This window comes from Pseudoalteromonas sp. NFXS53 (assembly GCF_056629255.1).
In genome coordinates this window covers 37,744-62,952 of the sequence record NZ_JBWVBR010000014.1, presented here as the reverse complement: position 1 = coordinate 62,952, position 25,209 = coordinate 37,744, and the positions used below count along the sequence as shown (strand labels likewise).

Sequence of the window (25,209 nt, the reverse complement as noted above, 5' to 3'; positions counted from 1 at the left end):
AACTTAATAAATATTGAAAATAAAAAACCGCATTTCACAATGCGGTTTTTTATTTTTCTCTGCAAGATTATTTAGTAAATAACTCGCTGATATTACTTAAATCTGATTTGCCCTCTGCAATTTCATCTGGCGTTAAACCTGATAACTCATGCGGGAACACTAACCACTCATCTGATTCATGAATGAAATAATCAGGCTTCATAGGTACTTTGGTATTCTTTGGCTTGTAGTAAGGGCACGCTGTACGAATGTCTTTAGGCAAGTTTAATCGCATTAGCTCAGAAAGCTTTTCTTTTAATGCGAAAATACTGCGGCCTGAATCAAATACATCGTCCACAATGAGTAACGAGTCATCTGCATTGGCATTTTCGATGATGTAATGAAGACCGTGTACTTTGATTTCTTTTGATTGTTTGCCGATACCATAGTAAGAAGATGTACGCACAGCAATATGATCAGTCTCTATGCCTTTGTAATCGTAATACTCTTGCACAGCGATACCAATAGGCGCACCACCTCGCCAAATACCAATGATGAAGTCAGGACGGAAACCATCATCATAAACTTGCGCGGCTAAACGAAAAGAATCCTCAAGCAACTGCTGTGCTGTGATATAGCACTTATCTGACATACAAACCCCGTGAAATATTTATAAAAAGAAAAGGTATCCAGCACATATAAACAGCTAGATATAACCTTGTATTCTAGCGCATATAAATTAAAAATGCGCAAACTACCCAATTAAGGAACGCTTTTACATTTTTAGGTAAAAGTCACGACAAAGTGCAATAAAATCTTCGCTGTATTGCCCATTTTCATGAATACATAACACCGTATTCTCTGGCTCAATCAGACCACTATTTGTAACATACTCAAACTCGAGCAATAAACGGCTGGCTGCCTTGCGCTCTGTCGTTTTCACCTCGCATTTACGCACAAGATGCAAATCTTGTTGTTGCGCTAGCGCAATAAACTCTAATCCTTCTTTATAAGGTAGTACTACCGCTAGGCGACTTCTAGGGTGAGATAAACGCTTAAATTCATTTAGTAACGCACTGAAGCTCAATGAGTCCGTATGTCGAGCTAAATTTCGAGCTGCCGATGGACCTTTTAAACTATCGTTAAAATAAGGTGGATTACTGATCACCAAATCGAATTTAGTTTCAGTTTGAAAATCTTGAATAGAAGATTGATGTAAACTAATGCCATCCTGCCAAGGGCTGTTTTGAATATTCAAACGAGCATCTTGAAACGCACCAGATTCAATCTCAACGGCTGTCACAGCTAAACATTCAGCACGTTGCTTGCACATCAAAGACAACAGCCCCGTGCCTGCACCAATATCTAAAAGACTGCTTACTCCTGACAAATTCACCCAAGCACCCAGCAAAATTCCATCGGTTGAGACCTTCATTGCGGTGTTCTCTTGCTCAATACAAAACTGCTTAAACGCAAAGCCTGCCATAATCTCGCTTTTCCAAATTCACTATCACGCGTATAATTGAGCACATTGTCCTTTATTTATGATGCACTATGCAATTTTCTGAATTTGATCTAGACGGTAAAGTCCTCTCAGCTATTGATAAAATGGGATTCAAAACCGCCACCAGCATTCAACAACTTTCTATTCCTGAAGGTCTGATGGGTCGAGATATTCTTGCCTCAGCACCAACAGGCACGGGTAAAACAGCTGCGTTTTTAATTCCTGCAATCCAATACTTGTTAGACTTCCCACGTCGCGATCCAGGCTTTGCGCGTGTATTAATTATGACGCCTACCCGTGAGCTTGCTTACCAAGTACACGAGCAATGTCAGTTACTGGCGGCAAATACCCACCTTAAAATTGGTGTGGTAACCGGCGGGATTAACTACGGCAGCCACAAAGAAATTTTCGAAAAGAACAACGATATCTTAATCGCGACACCGGGTCGTTTGATGGAATATCTTGAAACTGAAAACTTCCACGCCGAAAACGTTGAGCTGCTTATTCTTGATGAAGCCGACCGCATGCTAGACATGGGTTTCAAAAAAGAAATGCTACGTATTTGTGATGAAGCAAAAAATCGCCGTCAGTGTTTCTTATTCTCAGCCACCCTTGAAGGTGACAGTGTTGAGTTATTCGCAGATCGCATTCTTAATGATCCAGCATTACTTGAAGCAGAGCCATCACGCAAAGAGAAAGGCAAAATTCATCAATGGGTGCACCTAGCTGATGACTATAATCACAAGCTAAAACTACTTGTTGAATTACTTAAGAACGAAGAAGAAGTGCAAAAAGCGATTGTCTTCGTCAAAACGCGTGAACGACTAGAAAAGCTAGTTGGTGAGCTTTACTCTCACGATATTAAAACCACTTGGTTACGTGGTGAAATGCCGCAAGACAAGCGTATGACAGCCATGGCCAACTTCCAAGCGGGCCGTACACGTATTCTAGTAGCGACTGACGTTGCCGCGCGTGGTATTGATGTTCAAGACATAACCCATGTATTTAACTTCGATATGCCGCGCACAGCAGACATTTACGTACACCGTATCGGCCGTACAGGTCGCGCAGGTAAAAAAGGCACGGCAATCTCTTTAGTTGAAGCCCATGATATGGCAATTTTGGGCAAGGTTCAGCGCTATACCGAACAACAACTAAAATCACGTGTTATTAAAGGATTAGAGCCGAAGAACAAACCAGCGAAGTTGCCTAAGAAGAAAAAAGATCCGGCAAAAATAAAAGCCAAGAAAAAGGCAAAAGCCAAAGTTAAAAAGAAGAAGTAACGTCATAATTAGCTTATAGTAAAAGGGTCCAAAAATGGACCCTTTTTAATTTCTAATAAGGATATTGTTATGACCTTAACTGAACAACAACATACTGAGTTAACAGAGTATTTAGCACACCTTCGCATTAAGGCCGACATTGATCTGATAAAAGATTATCCACACTTTTCAGGCAAACCTTACCCACTTGGGCGCTGTAAAGAAATTCGTAATGCCGTATTTGAGCTTTTAAAAGAAAAACTGGCCTCAAATCCACATCAAGCTTTATCACCGCTAATTACAAAGCTACAAGCTGGTCATGAAATTAAACAAGTGTGGGGCTCCCTAAGAGACGAATACTTTCAAAACGCCATGATAGTCGATGATCTATATATTGATGTTGCTAACGATACCGTTAACCCTAATAAACCTAGGGTTGAGATAACACCAGTTGCTAATTCAGGCTTCTCTGCCATCACCAGCTTCGAACAGTTCTGTACTATTGCGAAAAGGTATTGGCAAGTGACACTCTACAGAAATGATGTTTTTCCAGCGCTTGCGCCTTACTTCCCGATTGTATGTATTGCCGAAAATAACAGTTGCTGGTTTGGGGCTGCAACCAATGAAATGTTGGAGCTTACTATGAATAGTGAATTTAATGAGAGTAAACATATACTGTCTGTACTGCCTTCATGCCCCGAGCATGTCATAAATAAATGGCGTGCCTTGGCGGTATGCGACACTGAACCGCTATTACAAAAAACAGGGTCGCCAGAGCAGTTTATAGAGCAATATAATATTAAAGCGAAAGACTTACAGCAACGCGATAGCATTGTGACTGGATTTTTTAAATTGCCAGATGCAATTTCGCTATAAAGTTTATACTGCGCTTTGTGTTGTTATAAGTTTGGGCTTTAGTCGCCAGATAATACCCGCAGCCAAAAGCATCACAGGGATAGTCAGCATATTTAATAACTGCCAGCCTATTTCAGCTTCAAGCCAGCCTGCGCCCAATGAAGAAACCGTCACCATACTAAAAACGAGGAATTCATTACTGGCTTGTGACTTAGCCCGCTCATGGGGCAAATAGCTCTCGCTCACCATTTGTGTAGCGGCAATAAACATAAAGTTCCAACCAATCCCTAATAAACACAAGGCGACTAAGAAGTGCCAGTGACTCAGGCCCATTAAATTCACCAAACAACATAGCAATACAATAACTACACCTGCTTGCATGATGTTGCTCTGACCAAAGCGATTAATCAGCTTGCCAGTAAAAAATGAAGGTACAAACATTCCCAAAACATGCCATTCAATCACAAGCGCTGACTCAGCAAGATCATAACCATGGCGATGCATCGCCAAAGGTGTGGCGGTCATCAGCAAGTTCATTGTGGTGTAGCTGATCATCGCAATCAGCACGGCAAGCAAAAACTTAGGCTGGGTCATAATCTCAGATAAAGGCCGTTGTGGTTTATCTGAGCTTGCTTGGCTGAGTTCATTAAACTTCACAAGCTGTAGTAAACACAAAGCCAAAATATAAAGCACCATCAAGGCAACAAAAGCATTGGCATAATTAATTTCAGGGTAATGGTTATTCACCCAAACCGCTAAATTGGGGCCTAATACAGCCGCCACGACACCACTTGCCATTACCGCTGAAATCGCAGTGGCAGGGTTGTCACTCGCTTCAATGGCAGCAAAACGATACAGAGTTGCGAAGCCAATACCAACGCCGATTAAGAAAGTGGCGAATGAAAATAGCCAAAACTGACTATTCAATAATGAATAAAACCCTAAAACTGTACCGCTGATACCGATTAGGTTTCCCAAACTAAAGCCTTTTTTACGGCCTATTTTCTCCATGAGTAATGAGGCAGGAACCGTTGTCAGTAATAATCCCAGCATTTGTGTTGCGACCGGTAAAGTTGTGAGTGCACTCGATGGGCTTAATGCTTGACCCACAAGCGCAGAAATCGTCACTAATAAGATATTACCTGTGGTCATTAAGCCCTGACAAATAGCCAAGAAAAGGACGTTTCTATTCATTATTGCTCTACATTGTGTAAAAGGTGGGTCTGTAAAAAAGGATAATAGTGCGAGCAGCGTGAAGCCCGCACAGCTCAGTGCATTATGAGTTTTAAGTTAGTTTTGTTCAGCGCGTAAGAAAACCGGCTCATTTTCTTTTTGAGTTGCTTCTGCACTAAAATAGTAACCCGCAACGTCAAATGCTTTTAACGCTTCAAGCGATGTCACTTGGTTTTCCATAATGTAGCGCGCCATCATGCCGCGGGCTTTCTTCGCATAGAAGCTGATCACCTTATATTGACCATTTTTGCAGTCTTTAAATACAGGGGTGATGATATCTGCTTTAAGCGCTTTTTTATTAACAGCTTTAAAATACTCGTTTGAAGCAAGGTTCACTAATTGCGTCGTACCTTCAGCCGCTAACGCCTCATTGATTTTTTCAGCGATCACTGTGCCCCAAAACTCATAGAGGTTCTTGCCACGAGTATTTTCAAGCTTAGTGCCCATTTCTAAACGGTAAGCCTGCATCAGATCTAGCGGCTTTAGTACGCCATATAAGCCAGAAAGAATACGTAAGTGAGATTGTGCATAGCTTAGTGTGCCTTCATCTAATGATGCCGCGTCTAAGCCAGTGTACACATCGCCGTTAAATGCCAGCACCGCCTGTTTCGCATTAATAGGTGTGAAAGGCTGCGCCCACTCGCTAAAGCGTGCAGCATTTAAGCCTGAAAGCTTGTCACTAATTTTCATCAAGCTGCCAATTTGCTGCGGTGATAATTCACGACACACTGTCATTAACTCTTCTGAGTGTTCAAGTAACTCAGGCTGCGTGAAAGTGTCGATATGCGCTGGCGTATCGTAATCTAAGTTTTTCGCGGGAGAGATCACTGTGATCATGGCTTACCTATTGACTTAAAAATTAATTAGTGTCAATTTCAACACTATCCCTTTGTTACTGCAAGTGAAGATTGTTAAGTAGCAAGTAATGCGGGATATGTGCTCTTCTTCTTCCTTTGAATATTTTTTAATTCTCAACTTGTGAGTGTCAGATAAGGACAAATGACCTATTCATGCCATTCACGCTATTGCAACATAGGAGAAGTAGAGTTTGCCCATAAGCTGTAAGAGGAATGAGGAAACATAATGACATCAGCATTAGATAGGCTAAAACAGCATTCATCAATCGTTGCCGACACTGGCGACATTGAAGCCATTCGTAAGCATCAACCAGAAGATGCAACCACTAACCCTTCACTGCTTTTAAAAGCAGCTGAAATGCCAGCCTATCAAGCCTATTTAACGCAAGCTTGGGATTTCGCAAAAGCGAACGAGTCTGACGCAGACAAACAAGTTGAATTAGCGTGTGATTACTTTGCCGTATTAATTGGTAAAGAGATTGCCAATATTGTCCCGGGCTACATCTCAACTGAAGTAGATGCGCGCTTATCTTTTGATACCGAAGCGACGATTGCTAAAGCAAAAACCTTACTTGCACTGTACAAAGAGCAAGGTATCAGCCAAGACAAAATCTTAATCAAGATTGCATCGACTTGGGAAGGCATCAAAGCAGCTGAACAGTTAGAGAAAGAAGGTATTAAGTGTAACCTGACGCTATTATTTAGCAGTGCACAAGCCCGTGCATGTGCTGATGCCAATGTTTTCCTAATCTCACCATTTGTGGGTCGTATTCTTGACTGGCACGTTGCTAACGGGCTAGAAAAGCCAACTGATCCACTACAAGACCCTGGTGTGCAATCTGTTCGTAGCATCTACTCGTTCTATAAGCAGCATGGTTATAACACTGTGGTAATGGGTGCAAGTTTTAGAAATACCGGTGAAATCATTGCATTAACGGGTTGTGACAAGCTAACAATTAGCCCTACACTGCTTGAAGAGCTTGGTGAACTGACTGACGCACAAGCGTACTTACTTGAAAACGACTATGAAGTACAAGCTAAGCCTGCGCCATTAACCGAAGCGCAATTCCGCTGGCAGCATAACCAAGATGCGATGGCCACTGAAAAGCTTGCTGAAGGTATTCGTGCTTTTGCTGAAGCGCAAGAAACACTAGAAGCGCGTTTTAAAGCACTATAATTAATAAACATATTTAATATAAACGCCGCATTATGCGGCGTTTTTTTATGCCTGAAGCGAGGGCGTGCTGACCTTTGTTGTATGCTTTTGCAGCTGTGAGTTGGATATTTAGGCCAGGCAGAGGCTGCGTAGCATAGTTATTCTATGTAAGTCAGCCGATAACGACGAATAAATGTTCAACTCACGCTGCTCGAAGAGTTCAACCAAAGGCTTCCACTACTTTGTCATTCGCCACTTACATAACCCATTATGCTTCGTAGCTCATTTCGCGTATTGAAAGCCTTTGATTTGAACAAAATTCATACCTCAAAGATAAGCACGCCCTATGTTTCCCCGCGTTTCATCTTCATCAAACTGTTACCTTACTGTAACAAAAGCAACACATAGTTGTTTTATTTTTAAGCGAGTTATGATATACCGAAGTTGCTCGAAACGTATATCAAATATACAGAGCTGACGTAAAACCGTCATTTGAGGTCAATAATCAATGGGAGAACATCATGGATAGCCTAGACGATATCATTGCAGTATTAGAAAGTCCTGAAACAACAAAACGCACCTCTTCAAAAAAACAAAAACGAAAGTGGCGCGAAATTGAAGCCTATAAAGAAAAACAACGTCTTCGCAAAGAGCTGCAAGAACTCGATTACTTTGCAGACAACTTAGATCTAGAAGAACTAGATTTAATCTAAAAAATGGCTCCTTTGGGAGCCATTTTTCGTTTTTTGAAGTGTGTTTAAACTTGCCAGTTTATAGGTGTTTTACCCAAACTGGTTAGTAGGTCGTTTGTCTTTGAAAAGTGCTGACAACCAAAAAAACCTCTGTGAGCTGACAAGGGGGATGGATGTGGTGCATGTAAAACATGATGGCGCACTTTATCTATGTTCTTACCCTTCTTCTGTGCATGGGCGCCCCACAGCAAAAACACCACGCCTTCTCTTTGTTGGTTAATTTCTTCAATTACCCTATCGGTAAACTTTTCCCAACCTAGGTGTTTGTGCGAATGTGCTTGTCCTTGTTCAACCGTCAATACGGTATTAAGTAATAACACACCCTGCTCAGCCCATGGCATCAAATAACCATGCTCAGGGATACTAAACCCTTTTATGTCTTGCACTAGCTCTTTATACATATTCGCCAATGATGGAGGCGGTTTAATACCCGGTAAAACCGAAAAGCATAAACCATGAGCTTGATCTGGCCCGTGGTAAGGGTCTTGGCCTAAAATGACCACTTTGACCTGCTCAAATGGCGTGGCATCAAACGCTGAAAATACTTGTTGCTCGGGAGGAAATACCGTCACGCCTTCAGTGCGCTTTTGAGCGACGTGCTTTAGTGTATCTTTAAGGTAGGTTTGCTGGCTTTGTTCAGCAATAAAGTCTGACCAAGTCTTCATTATGATTGCTCTTGATAATAACGGCGAGATTGCGACAGTTTACCACATAAGTCCGCAACGCCATCGAGCGCTCGTACACTAAATCGGTGTAACAGATCGGCATTGACTCTAATGAACTGCTGATGTTCGACAGCTGGGATCTGAGGCCAATTTTGCCAATTAGTATGCTGCACGTCTTTCTTTGTTTTCTCTTCAGGTAATACGATTACTTGCGGTTTAAACTTAAGCACATTTTCGATACTAATTTGCGGGTAATCAGCTCGACTGTGAGCAAACACATTATTGACTTGGCAAATTGATAATACCTGATGGATCATGGTGTTTTTGTTCACACTCATCATGGGCTCAGGCCAAAGTTGATAGAAAACATCCAGCGACTTTGCGTCTTGGTATTGGCTTTGTAACTTGGCTAAACGCGCATCAAACTCTTTAGCCACTTTCTTGGCCTGTGCTTGATGACCTGTTAGCTCACCAAACTTTATCAGTTGCTCTGATACTTTAGCTAGATCATTGGTTGCACTATAAACCACTTTAATGCCTAGCTGCTCTAGTTTTTCAAGATCCGCTTTTTTATTGCCAGTTTGCCAAGCGATCACCAGATCTGGTTTTAAAGCTAATAACTTCTCAAGTTGAACGCCGTGATAGCCGCCAATTCTTGAGATCTCAAGCGCTTGCTCTGGATAATCTGCATATTCAACGGTACCGACAATTTTACCGCCTGCACCTATAGCAAATAAGTTTTCAACAATGTGCGGCGCTAAAGCCACAATACGTTGTGCTTTATGTTGAGTATCTGGTTGTGACGCATTTTGTGATTGATTTGCTGCTACATATTGACTTGTAAGCAGCAAAAAAATGATGATTAAAGTCCTTTTTAAGCACATCAGTAATCGAATCCTTTTAGTGCTTTGACGCCTGATTCAAAAGCATGCTTCACGTTTCGTACTTCACTTACGGTGTCAGCAAGCTCAGTTAAACGACGATGAGCACCACGACCTGTCACGATCACAGACTGCATTTTCGGACGATTTTCGATGGCGCTGATCACTTCATCTAAGTCTAAATAATCATAACTGACCATGTAGGTCAGCTCGTCAAGTAACACTAAATCTATACTCTCGTCTGCTAACCACTTTTTGGCTTGCTGCCATGTCTCAACCGCTGCAGCAGTGTCTGTTTCACGGTTTTGTGTTTCCCAGGTAAAGCCGGTTTTCATTACCGCAAAAGGCACGCCTACTTTTTCAAGTAAGTTACGCTCACCGCAGTCCCACATACCTTTAATAAACTGAGCTACCGCAGCATTTTGACCGTGACCGACACAACGCGTCACAACACCAAAACCTGACGTCGATTTACCTTTGCCATTACCTGTGATGACTTGAAAAATACCCTTTTCGATATTGGCAGCAGCAACCTTTTCATCCACCTTCTCTTTAACTTTTTGTTGTCTCTGTTGATGTCTATCTTGTTCGCTCATAATTCACACCCTATAAATTGATTAATGCTTTAATTTTGTTCATATCTAAATGCGCTTCACATTCATCTGCCAGCCACTCTAGCTGTTTTTCACGATGCTCATCTAGACTAAAATTCGTTTCTGTTAGCTTGCCATTACTCGCCCAGTTTAAAATGGCTTCAGCCGCTTTGGGCTCATCAAACAAACCGTGTAAGTAAGTACCAACAACTTGGTTATCATCAGATATAAAACCGTCTTGCAGGAAACCTTGTGGATGATCAGTAAAATACATAAATGGCTTTTCAAGGGCGGGGCCGCTACTTTGCCCGCAGTGAATTTCATAGCCTTTAATGTCCACGCTTTGCTGGTTGATAACACACTTACCCTGTACTTGAGTCAGGGTTTTAGTTTGCGTAAGCTTTGTTTCAAAATCAGCTACCCCTAATCCTACAATTTCAGATTGTGAGCTTTCTATGGCATCAGGATCACAAATGCGTTTACCTAACATTTGTAGACCACCACACACGCCTAGCACCTTACCGCCATAACGTAAGTGACGTTGTATTTCGGTTTGCCATGTTTGCGTCTGCAAGAAAGCTAAGTCGTTGATGACGTTTTTACTGCCCGGGATAATAATCAGATCAGTTTGCCCGATTTGCTCGGTATGTTTTACATAACGCAAATCAATTTGAGGGTTTAACCGCAGGCTATCAAAGTCAGTGTGATTACTAATATGCGGCAGTAACAACACACTGACCGTGAGTTCTTTGTCAGTCACCACATTATCCATTGCGACGGCATCTTCAGCGTCGATGTTTAAGCCATGCATATAAGGCAACACACCTAACACAGGTTTACCCGTTTTTTCTTCGAGCCAATCAAGACCCGATTGCAACAAAGCAATATCGCCACGAAAACGGTTGATCACAAAGCCTTGCACCAAGGACTGTTCATACTCACTGAGTAACATTAAGGTGCCGACAAGATGTGCGAACACGCCGCCTTTATCAATATCAGCAATGATGATCACAGGGCAATCTACTTCACAAGCAAACCCCATGTTAGCGATATCATTTTCGCGTAGATTGATTTCCGCAGGACTTCCTGCGCCTTCTACCATGATGGCATCAAAATCAGACGCTAATCTTTGATGCGATTCGAGCACAGCCTGCATCGCAACTTTTTTATAATCATGGTATTTTGCCGCTTCCATATTGCTAATGGCACGGCCATGAATGATGACTTGCGCACCGGTATCGCTATTGGGTTTAAGTAAAATAGGATTAAAATCAGTACTCAAAGCCTGTTTCGCAGCGATGGCTTGCAGTGCTTGAGCACGGCCTATTTCACCGCCACAAGGCGTCACCGCACTATTGAGTGCCATATTTTGAGGTTTAAACGGCGCAACCTTAATCCCTTGTCTAGCAAGCACGCGGCATAAACCCGCAACCAAAGTGCTTTTACCCGCATCAGATGTGGTGCCCTGAACCATTAACGTTTTCATCTTACTCACTTATTTAATCCTTAACGGGCAGCCAGCCATGATAAAGTCAACACGCTGGGCAACTTTGGCGATATCTTGATTTAACCAGCCAGACTGGTCGACAAACACGCGGCTTAACTCGCCGAGTGGCACGATGCCATGACCTACTTCATTGCTGACTAGCAAAACCGATGCTCGTGTATGTTGTAATGCCTCGAGCAAACGCTGCTTTTGTACTTGTAATTCAGACTCTGATTTTTCACATAACCCATGCGTTAACCATAAGGTTAAACAGTCGATTAATACGCAAGTGTCGCTACCAAACTTTTGTAATATGTCGGCTAGGTGCCATGACTCTTCAATCACTTGCCAGCGTTTATCTCGTGTGGCGCGGTGATGAGATACGCGCTCAACCATCTCAGCATCTTTAATTTCTGCCGTGGCGATGTATACAAGTTTACTCACTTTGCCTGAAGTATATAAATCCAATGCCGTATGTTCTGCGAAACTGCTTTTGCCAGAGCGCGCGCCACCTAGAATGAGATGAATATTATTTTGAGTCATAAGTAATCTCTCGCATCCGCTACCCCCTGAGCGCTACTAAAGTTAAATAAATCATGATTTCACAACATTGTTGTGCGGCGCCCAAGCAATCCCCCGTATATCCACCTAGCTGCTGCTTAAACCAACTTATACACAATTGACGAGTGACAAATAAGGCGACGACTAAAATAACCACGTCAATGAATGACAATGGTGTAAAAAGCCAAAGCAGAAATAAAGTGCACACTGAGGTTAAAGCGAGGAAATCTTTTGCATGAGAAGAGAGCGACATGGCGACTGGCTTTACTTTTGATTGGGCATCTTCTTGTACATAAGTAAGCTTACCAATGATACTCGTCGCCATTGCACGGCTTAGCGTATGACCTAATACCAGTGCGCACAATACTTGTGTAAAGCTATCGCTAAGCAGGCTCAACAATTGAAACTTTAATAACAGTAATAAAATAAGTGCGCTGGCACCATACGTGCCTAGGCGGCTGTCTTTCATAATCGATAGCTTTTGCGAGACAGTCCAACCGCCACCAAAACCATCCCAGACATCGGCAAAACCATCTTCATGAAATGCACCGGTAATTAAAATACCCAGTGCGAGAGTGAGGATCACAGCAACGCTTGAAGGAAAAACCCAAGACGCAACACCGTATACAGAAGCCAAAGCCACACCCAACAACAAACCAACTAAGGCAAAATAACCACTGGCTTCACTGAGTGCATTGTCTTCAATCTCTTGTTTAAAATGCACAGGCACGCGAGTTAAAAAGCTCACTGCCAATAAAAAGTGTTGTTTATTCATATCAAACAACTTTCGTGACATTCGCGTCATCAAAGCTATTCATGTCGTTGTAAAACGCCAGAGCACTTTGTAGTAGAGGTAAGCTCAATGCAGCCCCAGTCCCTTCACCCAATCTAAGACCAAGATCTAAAAGAGGCTTAGCATTAATTGAATCTAACATTTGCAGGTGTGCTTGCTCAGAAGAGCAATGAGCAAACACCATATAGCTTTGACTGTTTGGCTCAATACGAATTGCCAGTAATGCTGCCGCTGTTGCGATAAAGCCATCGACAATAATAACCTGCTGTAACTCAGCGACAGCCAACATAGCGCCAACCATTTGACAGATCTCAAACCCACCCAAACAACGTAAGATTGCATGCGGGTCGTTAAGTTTATCTCGGTGTAAGTTTAGCGCGGTATTAATCAGCTCTACTTTTTTATCTACCACTTCATTTGAGACGCCCGTGCCAAGCCCCACCGTGTACTCAGCAGAGAGTCCACTCAACGCGCTAAAAATAGCCGATGCTGCACTGGTATTGCCAATGCCCATCTCACCAAATGCAAAAGTATTACAACCTTGCTGATATTGTTTATTAATAAGCTTCTTGGCAAACTCAAAACCTTGCGCTTCTTGAGCTTGGGTTAGCGCTTCACATTCATCAAATGAACGCGTGACTGACCCCAAACGCTGTGACGTAACACCTAAGGCCTGATCAGGTACATTTAAAATACCGCAATCTACTATCTCGAGTTGCCACCCTAATTGTTTGCTGAAAACATTAATTGCAGCGCCCCCAGACGCGAAATTCGCTACCATTTGGCCTGTCACTTCACTAGGCGCGATAGAGACACCTTTTGCAGCAATACCGTGATCGCCTGCAAAGACGGTTAGAGTCGGTTTGCTGATTTGTGGTCTAAATACTGAAAGCTGCTCAGGTTCAATACCCTGAGAGAAAATAGTCATCAGCTGTTTAGCCAATGTTTCTAGCTCACCTAACGCACCCAAAGGCTTCGTTTTCAGGTTTATTTTTTTTTCGATAAGTTCACGTGAACGCGTATCAAGTGCTTTAACTGAGAACATACGCTAAGGCCTTTTTTGTTTGAGAGTCAGTAAAGTTAAAAAGAACACACTACCTATTGCGGCAGTGATAACACCAATGGGAAGCTCTTGATTATCAAGAATAGTACGGGCAAATAAATCTACCCAGATCATCATCAAACCACCACTTAAAGCAGTACACAGCAGACCAATTGAAGTTGCCTGTGAAATAAAAAAACGTACCAAATGCGGGATCATTAACCCGACAAAGCCAATGCCACCGCACATAGCAACCAATACAGCGGTCAGCAATGAGCTTAATAGCAACATACCTAAACGTAATTTAGCCACCTGAATACCTAAAGTTGCAGCGCTTTCGTCACCCAGTAATAGTGCGTTTAAACCGCGCCTAAACAACAGCATACAAGCCATACATAGCAATACAATTGAACAAGGCAACCACAACCATTGCCAATCAGCGCGACTAAAGCTGCCTAAGTTCCAAAACATAATGGCACTCACGGCTTGTGGATCACTCCAATACAACAGCAAGCTGGTAAATGCGCTAAATAAGAAAGATAAGGCAACACCGGCGAGTAACATCGCTTCTACCTGTCTAGACCTTTGTCCATAGGCAATCAGCAACAATAGGGTCATTGCCAGCGCACTACCTAAAAACGCCGCCCCTGACATCGCCCAACCAGCTGTGATACCTGTAAATGTTATAAGTAACACGACGCCAAATGATGCGCCTGATGAAATACCAAAAAGGTAAGGATCTGCCAAAGGGTTACGGGTCACTGTTTGCAAAATAATGCCCGCCAACGCCAAGCCACTGCCAGCAACAAATGCCAAAATCACTCTGGGAATCCGTAGTTCCATAACAATTTTTTGCTCAAAGACGTTGGCATCATATGCAAATAGCGTTTGCCAAACAGCACTCGCATTAATATCAATCGCGCCATGCTTAATGGCAACTAAAGCACTAAAAAAACAGCTTATCAGCAAAATTAACAGCGAAATGAGCGGCTTCATAGTTGATACCCAAAGTGGTAGCGGATATGAGGAATATGGGTTTTATCTCGATACGGGCAAGGTACTTGTGAGACATCGGCACAAACACCAAACACATCACTGAGTAACTGCGCATCTAACACATCACTTGGCGTTCCACTTTTGTATAGCTCACCCTGTTGTAGCACCAGCAGACTATCGCTCATAGCTGCCGCAAGATTTAAATCATGGAAAGAAGCAATCACAGTGATCCCCATTGCTTTTGCAAGCTCCATAATTTGTATTTGGTATTTCACATCCAAGTGACTGGTTGGCTCATCCATGATCAGAAGTTTAGGTTTTTGCGCCATGGCTTTGGCAATCAACGCCCTTTGCTTTTCACCACCAGAAAGGTGAGCAAATGCCTCATTAGTTTTGTGTGTCAAACCAACCTGTTCAATAGACTTTATAATTAACGCATGATCGGTTTTATTTAATGGTGAGAACAAACTTTTGTGTGGGGTTACCCCCATAGCAACCACATCGTAAAGCGATAGATTAAAATGCTCTGGCATTTCTTGCAGGACCACAGCAACTTGCTGGGCATACTCGTTATGGGAATAATTAGCAATCGCTTTGCCAAAAAGCCTTATGTGGCCACTTGAAGGAGCGAGAAAACGATAAAGACAACGTAGCAAGGATGATTTACCAGCCCCATTAGGACCCAATAAACCAATAAACTGCCCTTCAGTTACATCGAAAGAGATGTTTTGTAATATTTGATGGTTATCTAGCACCAAATCTAAGTTTGAAACTTGCAGAGCAAATTCAGAGTGCTGACAAACTGATTGCATTCGTACCCTTATTAACTGTTGGGCAGACACAAACGCACAGTCCTAACCGAATTACGGCTAAAATTGTGTGCTCTTGAGTACGCCCGCTCAAGAGGATTTTTCTGACCTTGGTATCTGACTTCGTGCATTTAAATGCACTTCACAGTTGCGGGGACAGTTAAGCAGTTTCAGCTTATTCCCAAGATTAATCAGAAAAACCGTATTATGAAGTCTAGATGGCTAAAACACAACTTTAGGCCACGGCTTATGTGCTTCATCAAAGTAAACCTCTATCTTTACCAATGTAGCATAGCCAACGTCTAAACTATTGATAGAAGACAGTGAATTTAAAGGTAAGTTAAGGACTTCAGCTAACATTTGTTTGATCACACCGGCATGAGTCACCACTAGGTTATGTGTTGTATGTCGGGTTGATAGTTCTGTCTCCCACCATTGTCTGACACGAGACCTAAACGCGTAAAGGGACTCTCCATTTGGCGGCGTATGTTGCCAAGGCGACTGCCAAAATTCACCTATACTTGGATTCTGTGTGTTCTCCCAAAGCCACTCATAAGTTCGACCATCCCAATCTCCAAAATCCATTTCTTGAAGCTGCTTTGCTATCTCCAGTGGTAAGCTTGCTTGTCTAGATTGCTTTTTCGCAAAGCTCAGACAACGCTGCATGGGGGAGGTAATACAGGCATCAAATTGAACTGTTTTTGGTAAAGCAGACTCCATCGCTGCTAACCCTAACTCAGACACGGCAACGTCAGTTTTAGAACCAGTTAGAATGCCAGTAGTAACTGGTTTCCCGTGCCTGAGGAAGTACCATGTTTTCGTCATTTTAGCCTCAGATCAAAAATGCGAGCCTTCGCTCGCATTTAATTAAAGATGATTTGCTTAGTTTAACTTAAAGAATCTGATTCTCTTTCCAAGCTTGTTCTTTCGCCATACGCTTTTTGCGTCGGTCACATGGATCATCGCAATCACATGACTTTTCAATACCAACCGCGCCTAAACCGCCACAGCTGCTTGCCATAGATTTCTTTTGCACGATTACACCGACAGCCATAGCTGCAACAATTAAAATAAGTAACCCAAAAGTTAGGAAAAATAGTGACATGCACAAGCCCCTTAAAAACAGTTTAACGGCTCAGTGTATCTGAACCAAATGACGGCATTTAAACAACCTCCATTATAACGCGCTTAGTGTACTATTTCGACTAATTAATCAAAATTGCCTTATTTACAAATAAGGCGCAAAAGCTGGGCTTGAATAGGTCACTAACCCTTCATTACTTTTACTAATTAAATATACAGCTAAATTGTGCTCTTCTGCGTAAGCTTTTGCTCGTTCTGTGCCCATGACAGTCAGTGCTGTGGCCAAGCCATCAGCAGTCATTGCAGAAGGATGTAAAACCGTCACTGATACTAAATCGTGCTTAACTGGTTTACCTGTCGCAGGATCAATCAAGTGCGTATAAGTCTCGCCATCCATTTCATAGAAAATACGGTAATCGCCTGAAGTTGCCATGCCCATATTACCTAGCTCAGCAAGTAACCGATGAACTTCACGTTTACCAATCGGTGCATCAGGTTGTTCAATTGCAATGCGCCATGGTTGATCTAGTGCTTTTCGTCCAGCAATTCTGAGCTCTCCACCAATTTCAACCATATAATTGGTCATCCCTTTACTTTCGAGTAATTCTGCAACTTTATCGATACCATAGCCTTTTGCTGTTGCAGAAAATGACAACTCTAACCCTTCGATGGTTTTAGCTAACCCTTCATCAGTTAAAATTAGTTTATCAACGCCTATGGTTTGTTTAACTTTATCAATTTGTTCTGGAGTTGGTGTCTTTGTAGGTCTTTTATCAATACCAAAGCCCCAAAGATCAATGAGAGGGCCCATAGTAACATCAAGAGTTTCTGTTGATCTGCCTAAACGAACAGATTCAATTACAACAGCTTTAAAATCGTCACTGATTGGCATAAATGTATTTGCAGCTAAGGCATTAAATTGATTGATTTCAGAATTTTTAACCCAAGGTGACATAGACTGATTCACAGCTACTAAAAGAGTGTCTACGTCTGCTTTTAGCGCCTCAGCCGTCAATGACGGTTCTCTTGGAAAAGTTTTTATCGTATAAGTCGTCCCCATTGTTTTCCCGTGGATCACAATAGGTTGAATATCTTCCTTATTGTCAAAACAGCCACTTAAAATAACTGTTAACAGTAATATAAAAATGCCTACTAGTTTCTTCATACTTTTCTCTATCCCAAAAAAAACCCCAAGCTTATTGCTTGGGGTTTAAGTCTATCTTATTTCAGTGAAGTGTTCACTGAGATAACGCTGATTTAGCCACCGAAGTCATCTAGTAAGATGTTTTCGTCTTCAACACCTAAATCTTTAAGCATATTGATTACAGCCGCGTTCATCATTGGAGGACCACACATGTAGAACTCACAATCTTCTGGCGCTTCATGGTCTTTCAGGTAGTTTTCTAAAAGAACATTATGGATAAAGCCTGTGTAACCTTCCCAGTTATCCTCTGGTTGAGGATCAGAAAGTGCTACGTGCCATTCAAAGTTTTCGTTATCAGCCGCTAGGCCATCGAAATCTTCTACGTAGAACATCTCACGCTTAGAACGTGCACCGTACCAGAAAGACATCTTACGGTCTGAGTTGAGACGCTTAAGCTGGTCGAAGATGTGTGAACGCATTGGCGCCATACCAGCACCACCACCTACGAATACCATTTCTGCATCAGTTTCTTTCGCAAAGAATTCACCGAATGGACCAGAAATAGTTACTTTATCACCTTCTTTAAGTGACCAGATGAACGATGACATCTTACCACATGGTAGGCTTAGGTTGTTTGGCGGCGGAGTCGCGATACGTACGTTAAGCATGATGATGCCGTACTCTTCTGGGTAGTTAGCCATTGAGTATGCACGGATCGTTTCGTCGTCAACTTTAGACTCAAGATTGAAGAAGCCAAAACGCTCCCAATCTCCACGGTATTCTTCAGGAATATCGAAGTCCGAGTATTTAACGTGGTGAGCTGGCGCTTCAATTTGGATATAACCACCTGCACGGAAAGGTACAACCTCACCATCAGGGATACCAAGCTTAAGCTCTTTAATGAATGTCGCTTTGTTATCGTTAGAGATAACTGTACATTCCCACTTCTTAACACCGAAGATTTCTTCTTCTACTTCGATTTCCATGTCAGTTTTAACAGCAACCTGACACGCTAGACGACAACCTTCACGTGCTTCACCTTTTGAAATATGGTCAAGCTCAGTTGGCAGGATATCACCACCACCCGCTTTAACGTGAACGGTACATTGGCCACAAGAACCACCACCGCCACAAGCAGATGAAATGAAGATACCAGCGTCTGCTAGTGCACCTAGTAGTTTACCACCTGGTGCTGAAGTAACTGCCTTTTCAGGGTCACCGTTAATGCTGATTGTGATGTCACCGCTTGGTACAAGCTTCGACTTCGCTGCAATGATGATCAATACAAGCATTACAACGATAGCGATGAACATCCCTACGCCTAAATATACCTCAAGCATGATTTTTCCTCGCTAAATTAAAGTGAAATACCAGAGAATGACATGAAGCCAAGACCCATTAGACCTACAGTGATGAAGGTAATACCTAAACCACGAAGACCATCTGGTACGTCTGAATACTTCATCTTCTCACGGATACCAGCAAGTAATACGATTGCTAGTGCCCAACCTACACCTGAGCCTAAACCAAATACCACAGACTCACCGAAGTTCAGGTTACGCTCAACCATGAATGCTACTGCACCGAAAATCGCACAGTTTACAGTGATTAGTGGTAAGAAGATGCCTAGTGCGTTGTAAAGCGCAGGGAAGAACTTGTCTAGAGTCATCTCAAGGATCTGTACAAGTGCTGCGATTACACCGATGAAAGTTAGGAACTTAAGGAAGCTTAAGTCAGCTTCAGGGAAGCCTAACCACTCTAGTGCACCTGGCGCTAAGATTGCAGAGTAAACTAATTGGTTTACTGGAACAGCAACACCAAGAACGAAGATTACTGCAACACCTAGACCCATTGATGTGGTTACTTTCTTAGATACAGCAAGGAAAGTACACATACCTAGGAAGAAAGATAACGCTAAGTTTTCAATGAAAACCGCTTTAACGAATAAATTAATATATTGTTCCATCTCTCTCTCCTTATGCCTTCGCTTCTACTTGGTCTTTCTTATAAGTACGAAGTACCCAGATGAAGAAACCAATGATGAAGAACGAGCTTGGCGGTAGGATTAATAGACCCATAGGCTGGTACCAACCGCCTTCAGAAATAAGTGGTAAAATCTCGATACCAAATAGTGTACCTGAACCACCTAGTTCACGAATGAATGCAACAGTTAGAAGTACAACTGAGTAACCTAAACCGTTACCGATACCATCAAGGAATGACATCAGTGGTGGTGTCTTCATTGCGTATGCTTCTGCGCGACCCATTACGATACAGTTAGTAATGATTAGACCAACGAATACCGAAAGCTCTTTCGCTGTTGCATATACAAACGCTTGAAGCGTTTGGTCTACCACGATTACCAATGAAGCGATGATAGTCATCTGAACGATGATACGAACGCTTGATGGGATGTGGTTACGGATCATAGAGATAAATAAGCTTGAGAAAGCACATACTAATGTCAGAGCGATTGACATGATAAGTGCATTCTTAAGGCTTGATGTCACTGCTAGTGCAGAACAAATACCAAGTACTTGAAGCGCAATTGGGTTGTTCGCAAAAACAGGGCCAAACAAGACTTCTTTCATTTCTTTTGCATTTGCCATTAGTTCAATGCTCCTTTACGTACGTTCGCAAGGAATGGACCGAACGCTTTGTCGCCTGTCCAGAAGTCAACTGTGTTATCAACACCTACAGATGTTAATGTCGCACCAGAAAGACCATCTACTTTGTGTTCGTTGTTACCAGCAGTACCTTTTACGATATCAAGTGGTAGCTTTTTACCTTCGAACATAGACGTCCAACGTGGGTTTTGGATTTCACCACCAAGACCCGGTGTTTCATTGTGCTTGTAGAAGTTAATTGCTTTAACAGTCTTAGTATCAGCATCTAGTGCTAAGAAACCATACATAATACCCCAAAGGCCGTAACCTTGGATTGGTAGAATGATAGTGTCTACTTTACCGTTAGCATCTTTAGCGAAGTAAACTGGAGATTCAGTCGTCATACGCTGAACACCGGCTTTATCTTGCGCTTTTTCAAGCTTCACACTGCGCTTTGCATCGAACTTAGTTGATTCGAAGTCGAAAGAGTTTGGATCTGTATCAACAAACTCACCCGTTTTCATATCAACAACGCGTGCTTCGATGTTTTCATTGAATGTTTTGAAAACATCTGCTGAACTTTCAATACCTGCTGCAGCAAGAATGTTGCGTTGCACGTCTTGAGTTTTGTTTGCTTGTTGTAGTGGACGTAATTGAACAGATGCCATAGAAACAACAACTGCACATACTAAACATAGGCCAACAACAACGCCTAGCGTTTTGCCAATAGTTTCATTGTTACTAGACACGTGCCAATCTCCTCTTAACGTTAGACTGTACAACGAAGTGGTCGAATAATGGTGCAAATAGGTTAGCGAATAGAATTGCTAACATCATACCTTCTGGGTATGCAGGGTTAACTACACGAACCAGAACAACCATTACACCGATAAGTGCACCGTATGCGAATTTACCTTTATTTGTGAAAGACGCAGAAACTGGGTCAGTCGCCATAAAGAACATACCGAATGCAAAACCACCTAGTACTAAGTGCCAGTGCCAAGGCATAGCAAATGCAGGGTTAGTTTCAGAACCAATCATATTAAGAAGTAGAGACATCACTACCATACCTAGGAATACACCTAGCACGATACGCCATGACGCAATACGAACATAAATTAGGAACAAACCACCAATCATTAGTGCTAGCGTTGAAACTTCACCCATAGAACCTTGTACGAAGCCATAGAAAGCATCCCACCAAAGTGCCATGTTGTTGTAATCAAGTGCACCTTGCGCCGCTAAGCCTAGGTTTGTTGCACCTGTGAATGAATCAACTGCAGTCCAAACCGTATCACCTGAGATATCAGCTGGGTATGCGAAGAATAAGAACGCACGGCCTGCTAATGCTGGGTTAAGGAAGTTACGACCTGTACCACCGAATACTTCTTTTGCAACTACAACACCAAAAGTAATACCTAATGCGGCTTGCCATAATGGAATTGTAGAAGGAAGGATCAGTGCAAATAATACAGACGTTACGAAGAAACCTTCGTTAACTTCGTGCTTACGGATTGAAGCGAATAATACTTCCCAGAAACCACCAACGATAAATACCGTCGCATAGATTGGCAGGAAGAAACATGCACCGTAGAAGAACTTAGCACCAATACCTGATTGTGCTGTTAGTTCACCACCTAATGCTTGGAAAATAGCAGCCTGCCAAGTGTTAGCAATTTCAAAACCATTACCAATTGCTAGTGCAGCTTGGTGACCGATGTTGAACATACCAAAGAACATTGCAGGGAATGTCGCCATCCACACTAAAATCATAATACGTTTTAGGTCGATGTTGTCACGAACGTGCGTGCCGCCTTTGTTTACATAACCTGGAGTGTAGAAAACGGTTGCGACTGCTTCATACAGGGCATACCACTTTTCATGCTTACCGCCAGGTTCAAAATGCGGCTCGATATCTTCTAGAAATTTCTTTAAGGCCATGGGATTAACCTTCCTTCTCGATAGTAGTCAGGCAATCACGTAAGATTGCGCCGTACTCATACTTACCTGGACATACGAAAGTACACAGTGCTAAATCTTCTTCATCTAGCTCTAATGCACCTAACGCAATCGCACTATCTAAATCACGTGCAATTAAGTCACGAAGTAGTGGTGTAGGTAGAATGTCGAGTGGCATAACACGCTCATAGTTACCGATTGGTACCATTGCACGCTTAGAACCACCTGTAGACGTTGTCATATTGAACAAACGGCTCGGTGCTAAGTGTGAGATAAATGTACGTGTTACAGAGAATTTGTTGCTACCTGGAGCAATCCAACCAAATAGTTCTTTCTCGCGACCTTCAAGTAATACTGATACTTGAGTATGGTAGCGACCTAGGAAAGCGTGAGGGCCGGTTGCTGTTTTACCAGCTAACACAGAGCCAGAAATGACTCGGTTATCACCGTCTTCAAGCTCGCCTGCAACTAAATCAGTTAGTGAAGCGCCAACTTGTGTTTTAACTAAGCGAGGATTCTTAACGCGAGGACCCGCTAAAGCAACTACACGGTCAGAGTAGATTTCACCAGTAAGGAATAACTTACCGAATGCAATCACATCTTGGTAGCCTAAATGCCATACCTGCTTGTTTTCAGATACTGGATCTAGGTGATGGATGTGAGTACCTACTAAACCTGCAGGGTGTTTACCACCGAACTCATGAACTTCAACTTGAGAAAGTGAAGAACTTGGTACAGTGCTACCTGCTTGCTTACATACGAATACTTTGCCATCAGTTAAGCGAGATACTACAGCTAGACCCGCTTCAAACGCTTCAACGTTTTCAGCAATGATCACAGCAGGATCTGCAGCTAATGGGTTTGTGTCGATTGCAGTCACAAAGATTGAACTTGCAGTTGCATCTAGTGCTGCCACTCGGCTGAATGGACGAGCACGTAGCGCTGGCCACTGGCCAGATTCAACAAGCACTTCTTTTACTTTTTCACGGTCTAGGTTGCTTAAATCAGCAGCCGCCACCTTTTCAAAAGTAACCTGCTCGTTGCCTTGCACTTCAATCACGATAGATTGAAGAACACGCTTAGCACCACGGTTAATTTCTTTAACTACACCAGAAGCTGGTGCAGTGAACTTGACGCCGGGGTTCTTTTTGTCTTCAAAAAGAACTTGGCCTTTTTTGACTTGGTCATCCACGCGAACATGCATGGTTGGACGCATACCGATATATTCTTCACCTAGCACGGCAACTCGTTTGACAGCTACGCCATCATGAATTACTTGCTGAGGTGCGCCCTCTATTGGTAAGTCCAGACCTTTTTTTATGTTGATCATACGCACTTGCATTACATTAACGGAAAGAAATTGAAAAATCTTTTTTTGCCCCAAGATCTAGAAAGTGACCATTCTGTATTCGGCAAAGCCAAGCGACAAAACAATCCATAACTAAAACCTTGTGGACGAGTCCTCACATATTTCTGTGATTTTAACATTAATAACCCCCACTATGCGAGTGGAATTATGAAATTAATCCAGATTTACAAGGTCTTTTCGAGGAGAAAATAGAATGAATTTAGTTCAATTTAGACCAAAGTCCAGTTGCTGAAATACGCAATGAATCATTTTTGATAAACAAATGAAAACTTCAGGAGTTAGCAGAAAAATAAATATGAATAAATAAAAAAGGCCGGCAAAGCCGACCTAGTTATAGAAGAGATAATAATGATTAAACTAAGTTGTTAATTTCAACCATTGTGTCTACGTCTTGCTCGTAGTCAACACCATCTACGCCGAAGCCAAATAGCTTCAAGAATTCATTGTGGTAGCCGACATAGTCTGTTAACTCATCAATGGTGTCTGTATCAACTGTATCCCAAATGTGCTGAATACGCGCCTGTACATCGTCTTCTAGCTCTTTGTAGTTTTGGAATAGGTGACCGCCATCATCAAAGCGTGGGGCTGCGCCGTAAAGGTTTTCGTTGAATAGACCGTGGATCTGCTCAATTGTGCCTTCGTAAGTACCATCTGCCTTAGTCACTTTGAATAAAGCTGAGATATATAGCGGCATGATTGGAATAGCAGAACTTGCTTGTGTTACAACAGCATTAAGTGAAGAAACATACGCTTCACCTTTTAGATCTGCTGTCGCTTCACGTATTGCTAAAGTTGCGCGATCTAAATCTTCTTTTGCTTTACCGATTGTAGCGTGACCGTAGATTGGCCAAGTTAGTTCTTTACCTATATAGGTATAAGCACTTGTTTTGAAACCTTCAGCTAATACGTCTGCATCTTTTAATGCATTGATCCAAAGTTCCCAATCTTCACCGCCCATCACTTTAACTGTGTTAGCGATTTCGTCTTCATTCGCAGCTTCTACACTTACAGAATCAATAATACGCTTAGAAGTATTTAAGTTCTTAGTTGTTACGTCTTGACCGATAGGTTTAAGTACCGATGAATGCGTTTCACCCGTTTTAGGATCAGTACGACGCGGAGACGCTAGGCTATAGATTACTAAATCCACTTTGCCCATTTCAGCTTTAATCGTTTCAACTGTTTTAGCTTTAAGCTCATCAGAAAACGCATCGCCATTGATATTCTTAGACCAAAGGCCCGCGGCTTCAGCAGCGTTTTGGAAAGCTGCCGTGTTATACCAACCTGCTGAAGCTGGCTTTTTCTCAGTACCTTCTTTTTCGAAGAAAATACCCAGAGTTTTAGCACCAGAGCCAAACGCTGCTGTAATACGAGAAGCTAGGCCGTAACCCGTTGATGCACCAATTACAAGTACGTTTTTCGGACCGTTTTCTAATTGCCCTTGTGCTTTTACATAATCGATTTGCTCTTGAACGTGAGCGGCACAACCAGCTGGGTGTGCATTGGTACAAATAAAACCACGAATTTTCGGCTTAATGACCATGATGATTCCTATCTTTATTTAAATTTACGGAGCGTAGTTTAAAGGCTGATCTTAAAAATACAGGTCTGATCAGCTATAAAA

General features: G+C 42.4%; 27 protein-coding genes and 1 riboswitch. Of the genes, 4 read left to right on the top strand and 23 right to left on the bottom strand.

The genetic code is table 11. The annotated features are described in order from the left end of the window. Positions 1–67: 67 nt before the first annotated feature. Positions 68–631: a phosphoribosyltransferase gene (locus AC1HJP_RS14875; protein WP_058030867.1), complete on the bottom strand. Its 564-nt coding sequence runs from the start codon at positions 629–631 to the stop codon at positions 68–70. A gap of 123 nt (positions 632–754) precedes the next feature. Further along, positions 755–1,465, bottom strand: coding sequence for a tRNA1(Val) (adenine(37)-N6)-methyltransferase (locus AC1HJP_RS14870; protein ID WP_480362497.1), 711 nt, complete (start codon positions 1,463–1,465; stop codon positions 755–757). Positions 1,466–1,533: 68 nt separating this feature from the next. Here AC1HJP_RS14870 and srmB point away from each other — a divergent pair, with 68 nt between their 5' ends. Both srmB and AC1HJP_RS14860 read left to right on the top strand, forming a co-directional pair. Then, positions 1,534–2,766 (top strand): ATP-dependent RNA helicase SrmB, encoded by a 1,233-nt coding sequence (gene srmB / locus AC1HJP_RS14865; protein ID WP_058030869.1) that lies wholly within the window; start codon positions 1,534–1,536, stop codon positions 2,764–2,766. A 69-nt stretch (positions 2,767–2,835) separates the two neighbouring features. Next, on the top strand, positions 2,836–3,621 hold the full coding sequence (locus AC1HJP_RS14860) for a hypothetical protein (protein WP_138480239.1): 786 nt from the start codon (positions 2,836–2,838) through the stop codon (positions 3,619–3,621). Between the two features lie 3 nt (positions 3,622–3,624). Here the strand turns inward: AC1HJP_RS14860 and AC1HJP_RS14855 are convergent, their stop codons facing one another. Continuing rightward, a complete protein-coding gene (locus AC1HJP_RS14855) occupies positions 3,625–4,794 on the bottom strand; it encodes an MFS transporter (protein WP_480362496.1) in 1,170 nt (389 codons plus the stop codon). 96 nt (positions 4,795–4,890) lie between these two features. After that, positions 4,891–5,670 carry a peroxide stress protein YaaA gene (gene yaaA, locus AC1HJP_RS14850; protein WP_480362495.1) on the bottom strand — a complete coding sequence of 260 codons (780 nt, stop codon included), beginning with the start codon at positions 5,668–5,670 and terminating at the stop codon, positions 4,891–4,893. A gap of 246 nt (positions 5,671–5,916) precedes the next feature. Between yaaA and tal the strand changes: the two genes are divergently transcribed. After that, positions 5,917–6,867 carry a transaldolase gene (gene tal / locus AC1HJP_RS14845; protein WP_480362494.1) on the top strand — a complete coding sequence of 317 codons (951 nt, stop codon included), beginning with the start codon at positions 5,917–5,919 and terminating at the stop codon, positions 6,865–6,867. A gap of 500 nt (positions 6,868–7,367) precedes the next feature. Further along, positions 7,368–7,559, top strand: coding sequence for a DUF3545 family protein (locus AC1HJP_RS14840; RefSeq protein WP_130254710.1), 192 nt, complete (start codon positions 7,368–7,370; stop codon positions 7,557–7,559). A gap of 44 nt (positions 7,560–7,603) precedes the next feature. Here the strand turns inward: AC1HJP_RS14840 and ung are convergent, their stop codons facing one another. From ung to fabV, 19 genes are all read right to left on the bottom strand, one after another. Beyond that, complete coding sequence (gene ung / locus AC1HJP_RS14835; protein ID WP_480362493.1) at positions 7,604–8,263, bottom strand: uracil-DNA glycosylase; 660 nt, start codon at positions 8,261–8,263, stop codon at positions 7,604–7,606. After that, positions 8,263–9,147: a cobalamin-binding protein gene (locus tag AC1HJP_RS14830; protein ID WP_480362492.1), complete on the bottom strand. Its 885-nt coding sequence runs from the start codon at positions 9,145–9,147 to the stop codon at positions 8,263–8,265. Before AC1HJP_RS14830 ends, ung begins: the two co-directional genes overlap by 1 nt. Next, positions 9,147–9,740: a cob(I)yrinic acid a,c-diamide adenosyltransferase gene (gene cobO / locus AC1HJP_RS14825; protein WP_404393531.1), complete on the bottom strand. Its 594-nt coding sequence runs from the start codon at positions 9,738–9,740 to the stop codon at positions 9,147–9,149. Before cobO ends, AC1HJP_RS14830 begins: the two co-directional genes overlap by 1 nt. Positions 9,741–9,750: 10 nt before the next feature. Beyond that, positions 9,751–11,223 carry a cobyric acid synthase gene (locus AC1HJP_RS14820; protein ID WP_480362539.1) on the bottom strand — a complete coding sequence of 491 codons (1,473 nt, stop codon included), beginning with the start codon at positions 11,221–11,223 and terminating at the stop codon, positions 9,751–9,753. Between the two features lie 9 nt (positions 11,224–11,232). Next, positions 11,233–11,766, bottom strand: a complete 534-nt coding sequence (cobU, locus tag AC1HJP_RS14815; RefSeq protein WP_480362491.1) for a bifunctional adenosylcobinamide kinase/adenosylcobinamide-phosphate guanylyltransferase — start codon at positions 11,764–11,766, stop codon at positions 11,233–11,235. A 19-nt stretch (positions 11,767–11,785) separates the two neighbouring features. Beyond that, a complete protein-coding gene (locus tag AC1HJP_RS14810) occupies positions 11,786–12,559 on the bottom strand; it encodes an adenosylcobinamide-GDP ribazoletransferase (protein WP_480362490.1) in 774 nt (257 codons plus the stop codon). Position 12,560: 1 nt separating this feature from the next. After that, positions 12,561–13,622: a nicotinate-nucleotide--dimethylbenzimidazole phosphoribosyltransferase gene (gene cobT / locus AC1HJP_RS14805; RefSeq protein WP_480362489.1), complete on the bottom strand. Its 1,062-nt coding sequence runs from the start codon at positions 13,620–13,622 to the stop codon at positions 12,561–12,563. 3 nt (positions 13,623–13,625) lie between these two features. After that, positions 13,626–14,615, bottom strand: coding sequence for a FecCD family ABC transporter permease (locus AC1HJP_RS14800; protein WP_480362488.1), 990 nt, complete (start codon positions 14,613–14,615; stop codon positions 13,626–13,628). Beyond that, complete coding sequence (locus AC1HJP_RS14795; RefSeq protein WP_480362487.1) at positions 14,612–15,427, bottom strand: ABC transporter ATP-binding protein; 816 nt, start codon at positions 15,425–15,427, stop codon at positions 14,612–14,614. Before AC1HJP_RS14795 ends, AC1HJP_RS14800 begins: the two co-directional genes overlap by 4 nt. An 86-nt stretch (positions 15,428–15,513) precedes the next feature. Next, positions 15,514–15,635: riboswitch (cobalamin riboswitch) on the bottom strand. Positions 15,636–15,646: 11 nt separating this feature from the next. Beyond that, the gene (locus tag AC1HJP_RS14790; RefSeq protein ID WP_480362486.1) at positions 15,647–16,249 is read right to left on the bottom strand and encodes a histidine phosphatase family protein; all 603 of its coding nucleotides are present in this window, start codon (positions 16,247–16,249) and stop codon (positions 15,647–15,649) included. Between the two features lie 67 nt (positions 16,250–16,316). Beyond that, positions 16,317–16,529 carry a (Na+)-NQR maturation NqrM gene (gene nqrM, locus AC1HJP_RS14785; RefSeq protein WP_058030883.1) on the bottom strand — a complete coding sequence of 71 codons (213 nt, stop codon included), beginning with the start codon at positions 16,527–16,529 and terminating at the stop codon, positions 16,317–16,319. A 123-nt stretch (positions 16,530–16,652) separates the two neighbouring features. Beyond that, positions 16,653–17,672 (bottom strand): FAD:protein FMN transferase, encoded by a 1,020-nt coding sequence (locus tag AC1HJP_RS14780; protein WP_480362485.1) that lies wholly within the window; start codon positions 17,670–17,672, stop codon positions 16,653–16,655. A 92-nt stretch (positions 17,673–17,764) separates the two neighbouring features. Further along, a complete protein-coding gene (nqrF, locus tag AC1HJP_RS14775; protein ID WP_138480211.1) occupies positions 17,765–18,991 on the bottom strand; it encodes an NADH:ubiquinone reductase (Na(+)-transporting) subunit F in 1,227 nt (408 codons plus the stop codon). A 17-nt stretch (positions 18,992–19,008) separates the two neighbouring features. Then, on the bottom strand, positions 19,009–19,617 hold the full coding sequence (gene nqrE / locus AC1HJP_RS14770) for an NADH:ubiquinone reductase (Na(+)-transporting) subunit E (protein ID WP_058030886.1): 609 nt from the start codon (positions 19,615–19,617) through the stop codon (positions 19,009–19,011). 10 nt (positions 19,618–19,627) lie between these two features. Continuing rightward, entirely contained in the window at positions 19,628–20,260 is a 633-nt protein-coding gene (locus AC1HJP_RS14765; RefSeq protein ID WP_058030887.1) for an NADH:ubiquinone reductase (Na(+)-transporting) subunit D, read from the bottom strand. Beyond that, complete coding sequence (locus AC1HJP_RS14760; RefSeq protein ID WP_421963361.1) at positions 20,260–21,006, bottom strand: Na(+)-translocating NADH-quinone reductase subunit C; 747 nt, start codon at positions 21,004–21,006, stop codon at positions 20,260–20,262. The genes AC1HJP_RS14765 and AC1HJP_RS14760 overlap by 1 nt, the downstream gene beginning before the upstream one ends. Next, positions 20,999–22,198: an NADH:ubiquinone reductase (Na(+)-transporting) subunit B gene (locus tag AC1HJP_RS14755; protein ID WP_058030889.1), complete on the bottom strand. Its 1,200-nt coding sequence runs from the start codon at positions 22,196–22,198 to the stop codon at positions 20,999–21,001. The genes AC1HJP_RS14760 and AC1HJP_RS14755 overlap by 8 nt, the downstream gene beginning before the upstream one ends. Positions 22,199–22,202: 4 nt before the next feature. After that, entirely contained in the window at positions 22,203–23,546 is a 1,344-nt protein-coding gene (locus tag AC1HJP_RS14750; protein WP_058031652.1) for a Na(+)-translocating NADH-quinone reductase subunit A, read from the bottom strand. A 391-nt stretch (positions 23,547–23,937) separates the two neighbouring features. Continuing rightward, the gene (gene fabV, locus AC1HJP_RS14745; protein WP_480362484.1) at positions 23,938–25,128 is read right to left on the bottom strand and encodes an enoyl-ACP reductase FabV; all 1,191 of its coding nucleotides are present in this window, start codon (positions 25,126–25,128) and stop codon (positions 23,938–23,940) included. Between the last annotated feature and the right edge of the window lie 81 nt (positions 25,129–25,209).

Bases quoted from the DNA above. Each gene is read 5' to 3' on its own strand.
- AC1HJP_RS14820 (WP_480362539.1), bottom strand. From the start codon at position 11,223: ATGAAAACGTTAATGGTTCAGGGCACCACATCTGATGCGGGTAAAAGC.
- AC1HJP_RS14755 (WP_058030889.1), bottom strand. From the start codon at position 22,198: ATGGCCTTAAAGAAATTTCTAGAAGATATCGAGCCGCATTTTGAACCT.
- srmB (WP_058030869.1), top strand. From the start codon at position 1,534: ATGCAATTTTCTGAATTTGATCTAGACGGTAAAGTCCTCTCAGCTATT.
- AC1HJP_RS14800 (WP_480362488.1), bottom strand. From the start codon at position 14,615: ATGAAGCCGCTCATTTCGCTGTTAATTTTGCTGATAAGCTGTTTTTTT.
- cobU (WP_480362491.1), bottom strand. From the start codon at position 11,766: ATGACTCAAAATAATATTCATCTCATTCTAGGTGGCGCGCGCTCTGGC.
- AC1HJP_RS14855 (WP_480362496.1), bottom strand. From the start codon at position 4,794: ATGAATAGAAACGTCCTTTTCTTGGCTATTTGTCAGGGCTTAATGACC.
- cobO (WP_404393531.1), bottom strand. From the start codon at position 9,740: ATGAGCGAACAAGATAGACATCAACAGAGACAACAAAAAGTTAAAGAG.
- cobT (WP_480362489.1), bottom strand. From the start codon at position 13,622: ATGTTCTCAGTTAAAGCACTTGATACGCGTTCACGTGAACTTATCGAA.
- tal (WP_480362494.1), top strand. From the start codon at position 5,917: ATGACATCAGCATTAGATAGGCTAAAACAGCATTCATCAATCGTTGCC.
- fabV (WP_480362484.1), bottom strand. From the start codon at position 25,128: ATGGTCATTAAGCCGAAAATTCGTGGTTTTATTTGTACCAATGCACAC.
- AC1HJP_RS14750 (WP_058031652.1), bottom strand. From the start codon at position 23,546: ATGATCAACATAAAAAAAGGTCTGGACTTACCAATAGAGGGCGCACCT.
- AC1HJP_RS14870 (WP_480362497.1), bottom strand. From the start codon at position 1,465: ATGGCAGGCTTTGCGTTTAAGCAGTTTTGTATTGAGCAAGAGAACACC.
- nqrF (WP_138480211.1), bottom strand. From the start codon at position 18,991: ATGCTTGAGGTATATTTAGGCGTAGGGATGTTCATCGCTATCGTTGTA.
- nqrE (WP_058030886.1), bottom strand. From the start codon at position 19,617: ATGGAACAATATATTAATTTATTCGTTAAAGCGGTTTTCATTGAAAAC.
- AC1HJP_RS14790 (WP_480362486.1), bottom strand. From the start codon at position 16,249: ATGACGAAAACATGGTACTTCCTCAGGCACGGGAAACCAGTTACTACT.
- AC1HJP_RS14810 (WP_480362490.1), bottom strand. From the start codon at position 12,559: ATGAATAAACAACACTTTTTATTGGCAGTGAGCTTTTTAACTCGCGTG.
- ung (WP_480362493.1), bottom strand. From the start codon at position 8,263: ATGAAGACTTGGTCAGACTTTATTGCTGAACAAAGCCAGCAAACCTAC.
- AC1HJP_RS14875 (WP_058030867.1), bottom strand. From the start codon at position 631: ATGTCAGATAAGTGCTATATCACAGCACAGCAGTTGCTTGAGGATTCT.
- AC1HJP_RS14860 (WP_138480239.1), top strand. From the start codon at position 2,836: ATGACCTTAACTGAACAACAACATACTGAGTTAACAGAGTATTTAGCA.
- AC1HJP_RS14840 (WP_130254710.1), top strand. From the start codon at position 7,368: ATGGATAGCCTAGACGATATCATTGCAGTATTAGAAAGTCCTGAAACA.
- AC1HJP_RS14765 (WP_058030887.1), bottom strand. From the start codon at position 20,260: ATGGCAAATGCAAAAGAAATGAAAGAAGTCTTGTTTGGCCCTGTTTTT.
- AC1HJP_RS14795 (WP_480362487.1), bottom strand. From the start codon at position 15,427: ATGCAATCAGTTTGTCAGCACTCTGAATTTGCTCTGCAAGTTTCAAAC.
- yaaA (WP_480362495.1), bottom strand. From the start codon at position 5,670: ATGATCACAGTGATCTCTCCCGCGAAAAACTTAGATTACGATACGCCA.
- AC1HJP_RS14780 (WP_480362485.1), bottom strand. From the start codon at position 17,672: ATGAAGAAACTAGTAGGCATTTTTATATTACTGTTAACAGTTATTTTA.
- AC1HJP_RS14830 (WP_480362492.1), bottom strand. From the start codon at position 9,147: ATGTGCTTAAAAAGGACTTTAATCATCATTTTTTTGCTGCTTACAAGT.
- nqrM (WP_058030883.1), bottom strand. From the start codon at position 16,529: ATGTCACTATTTTTCCTAACTTTTGGGTTACTTATTTTAATTGTTGCA.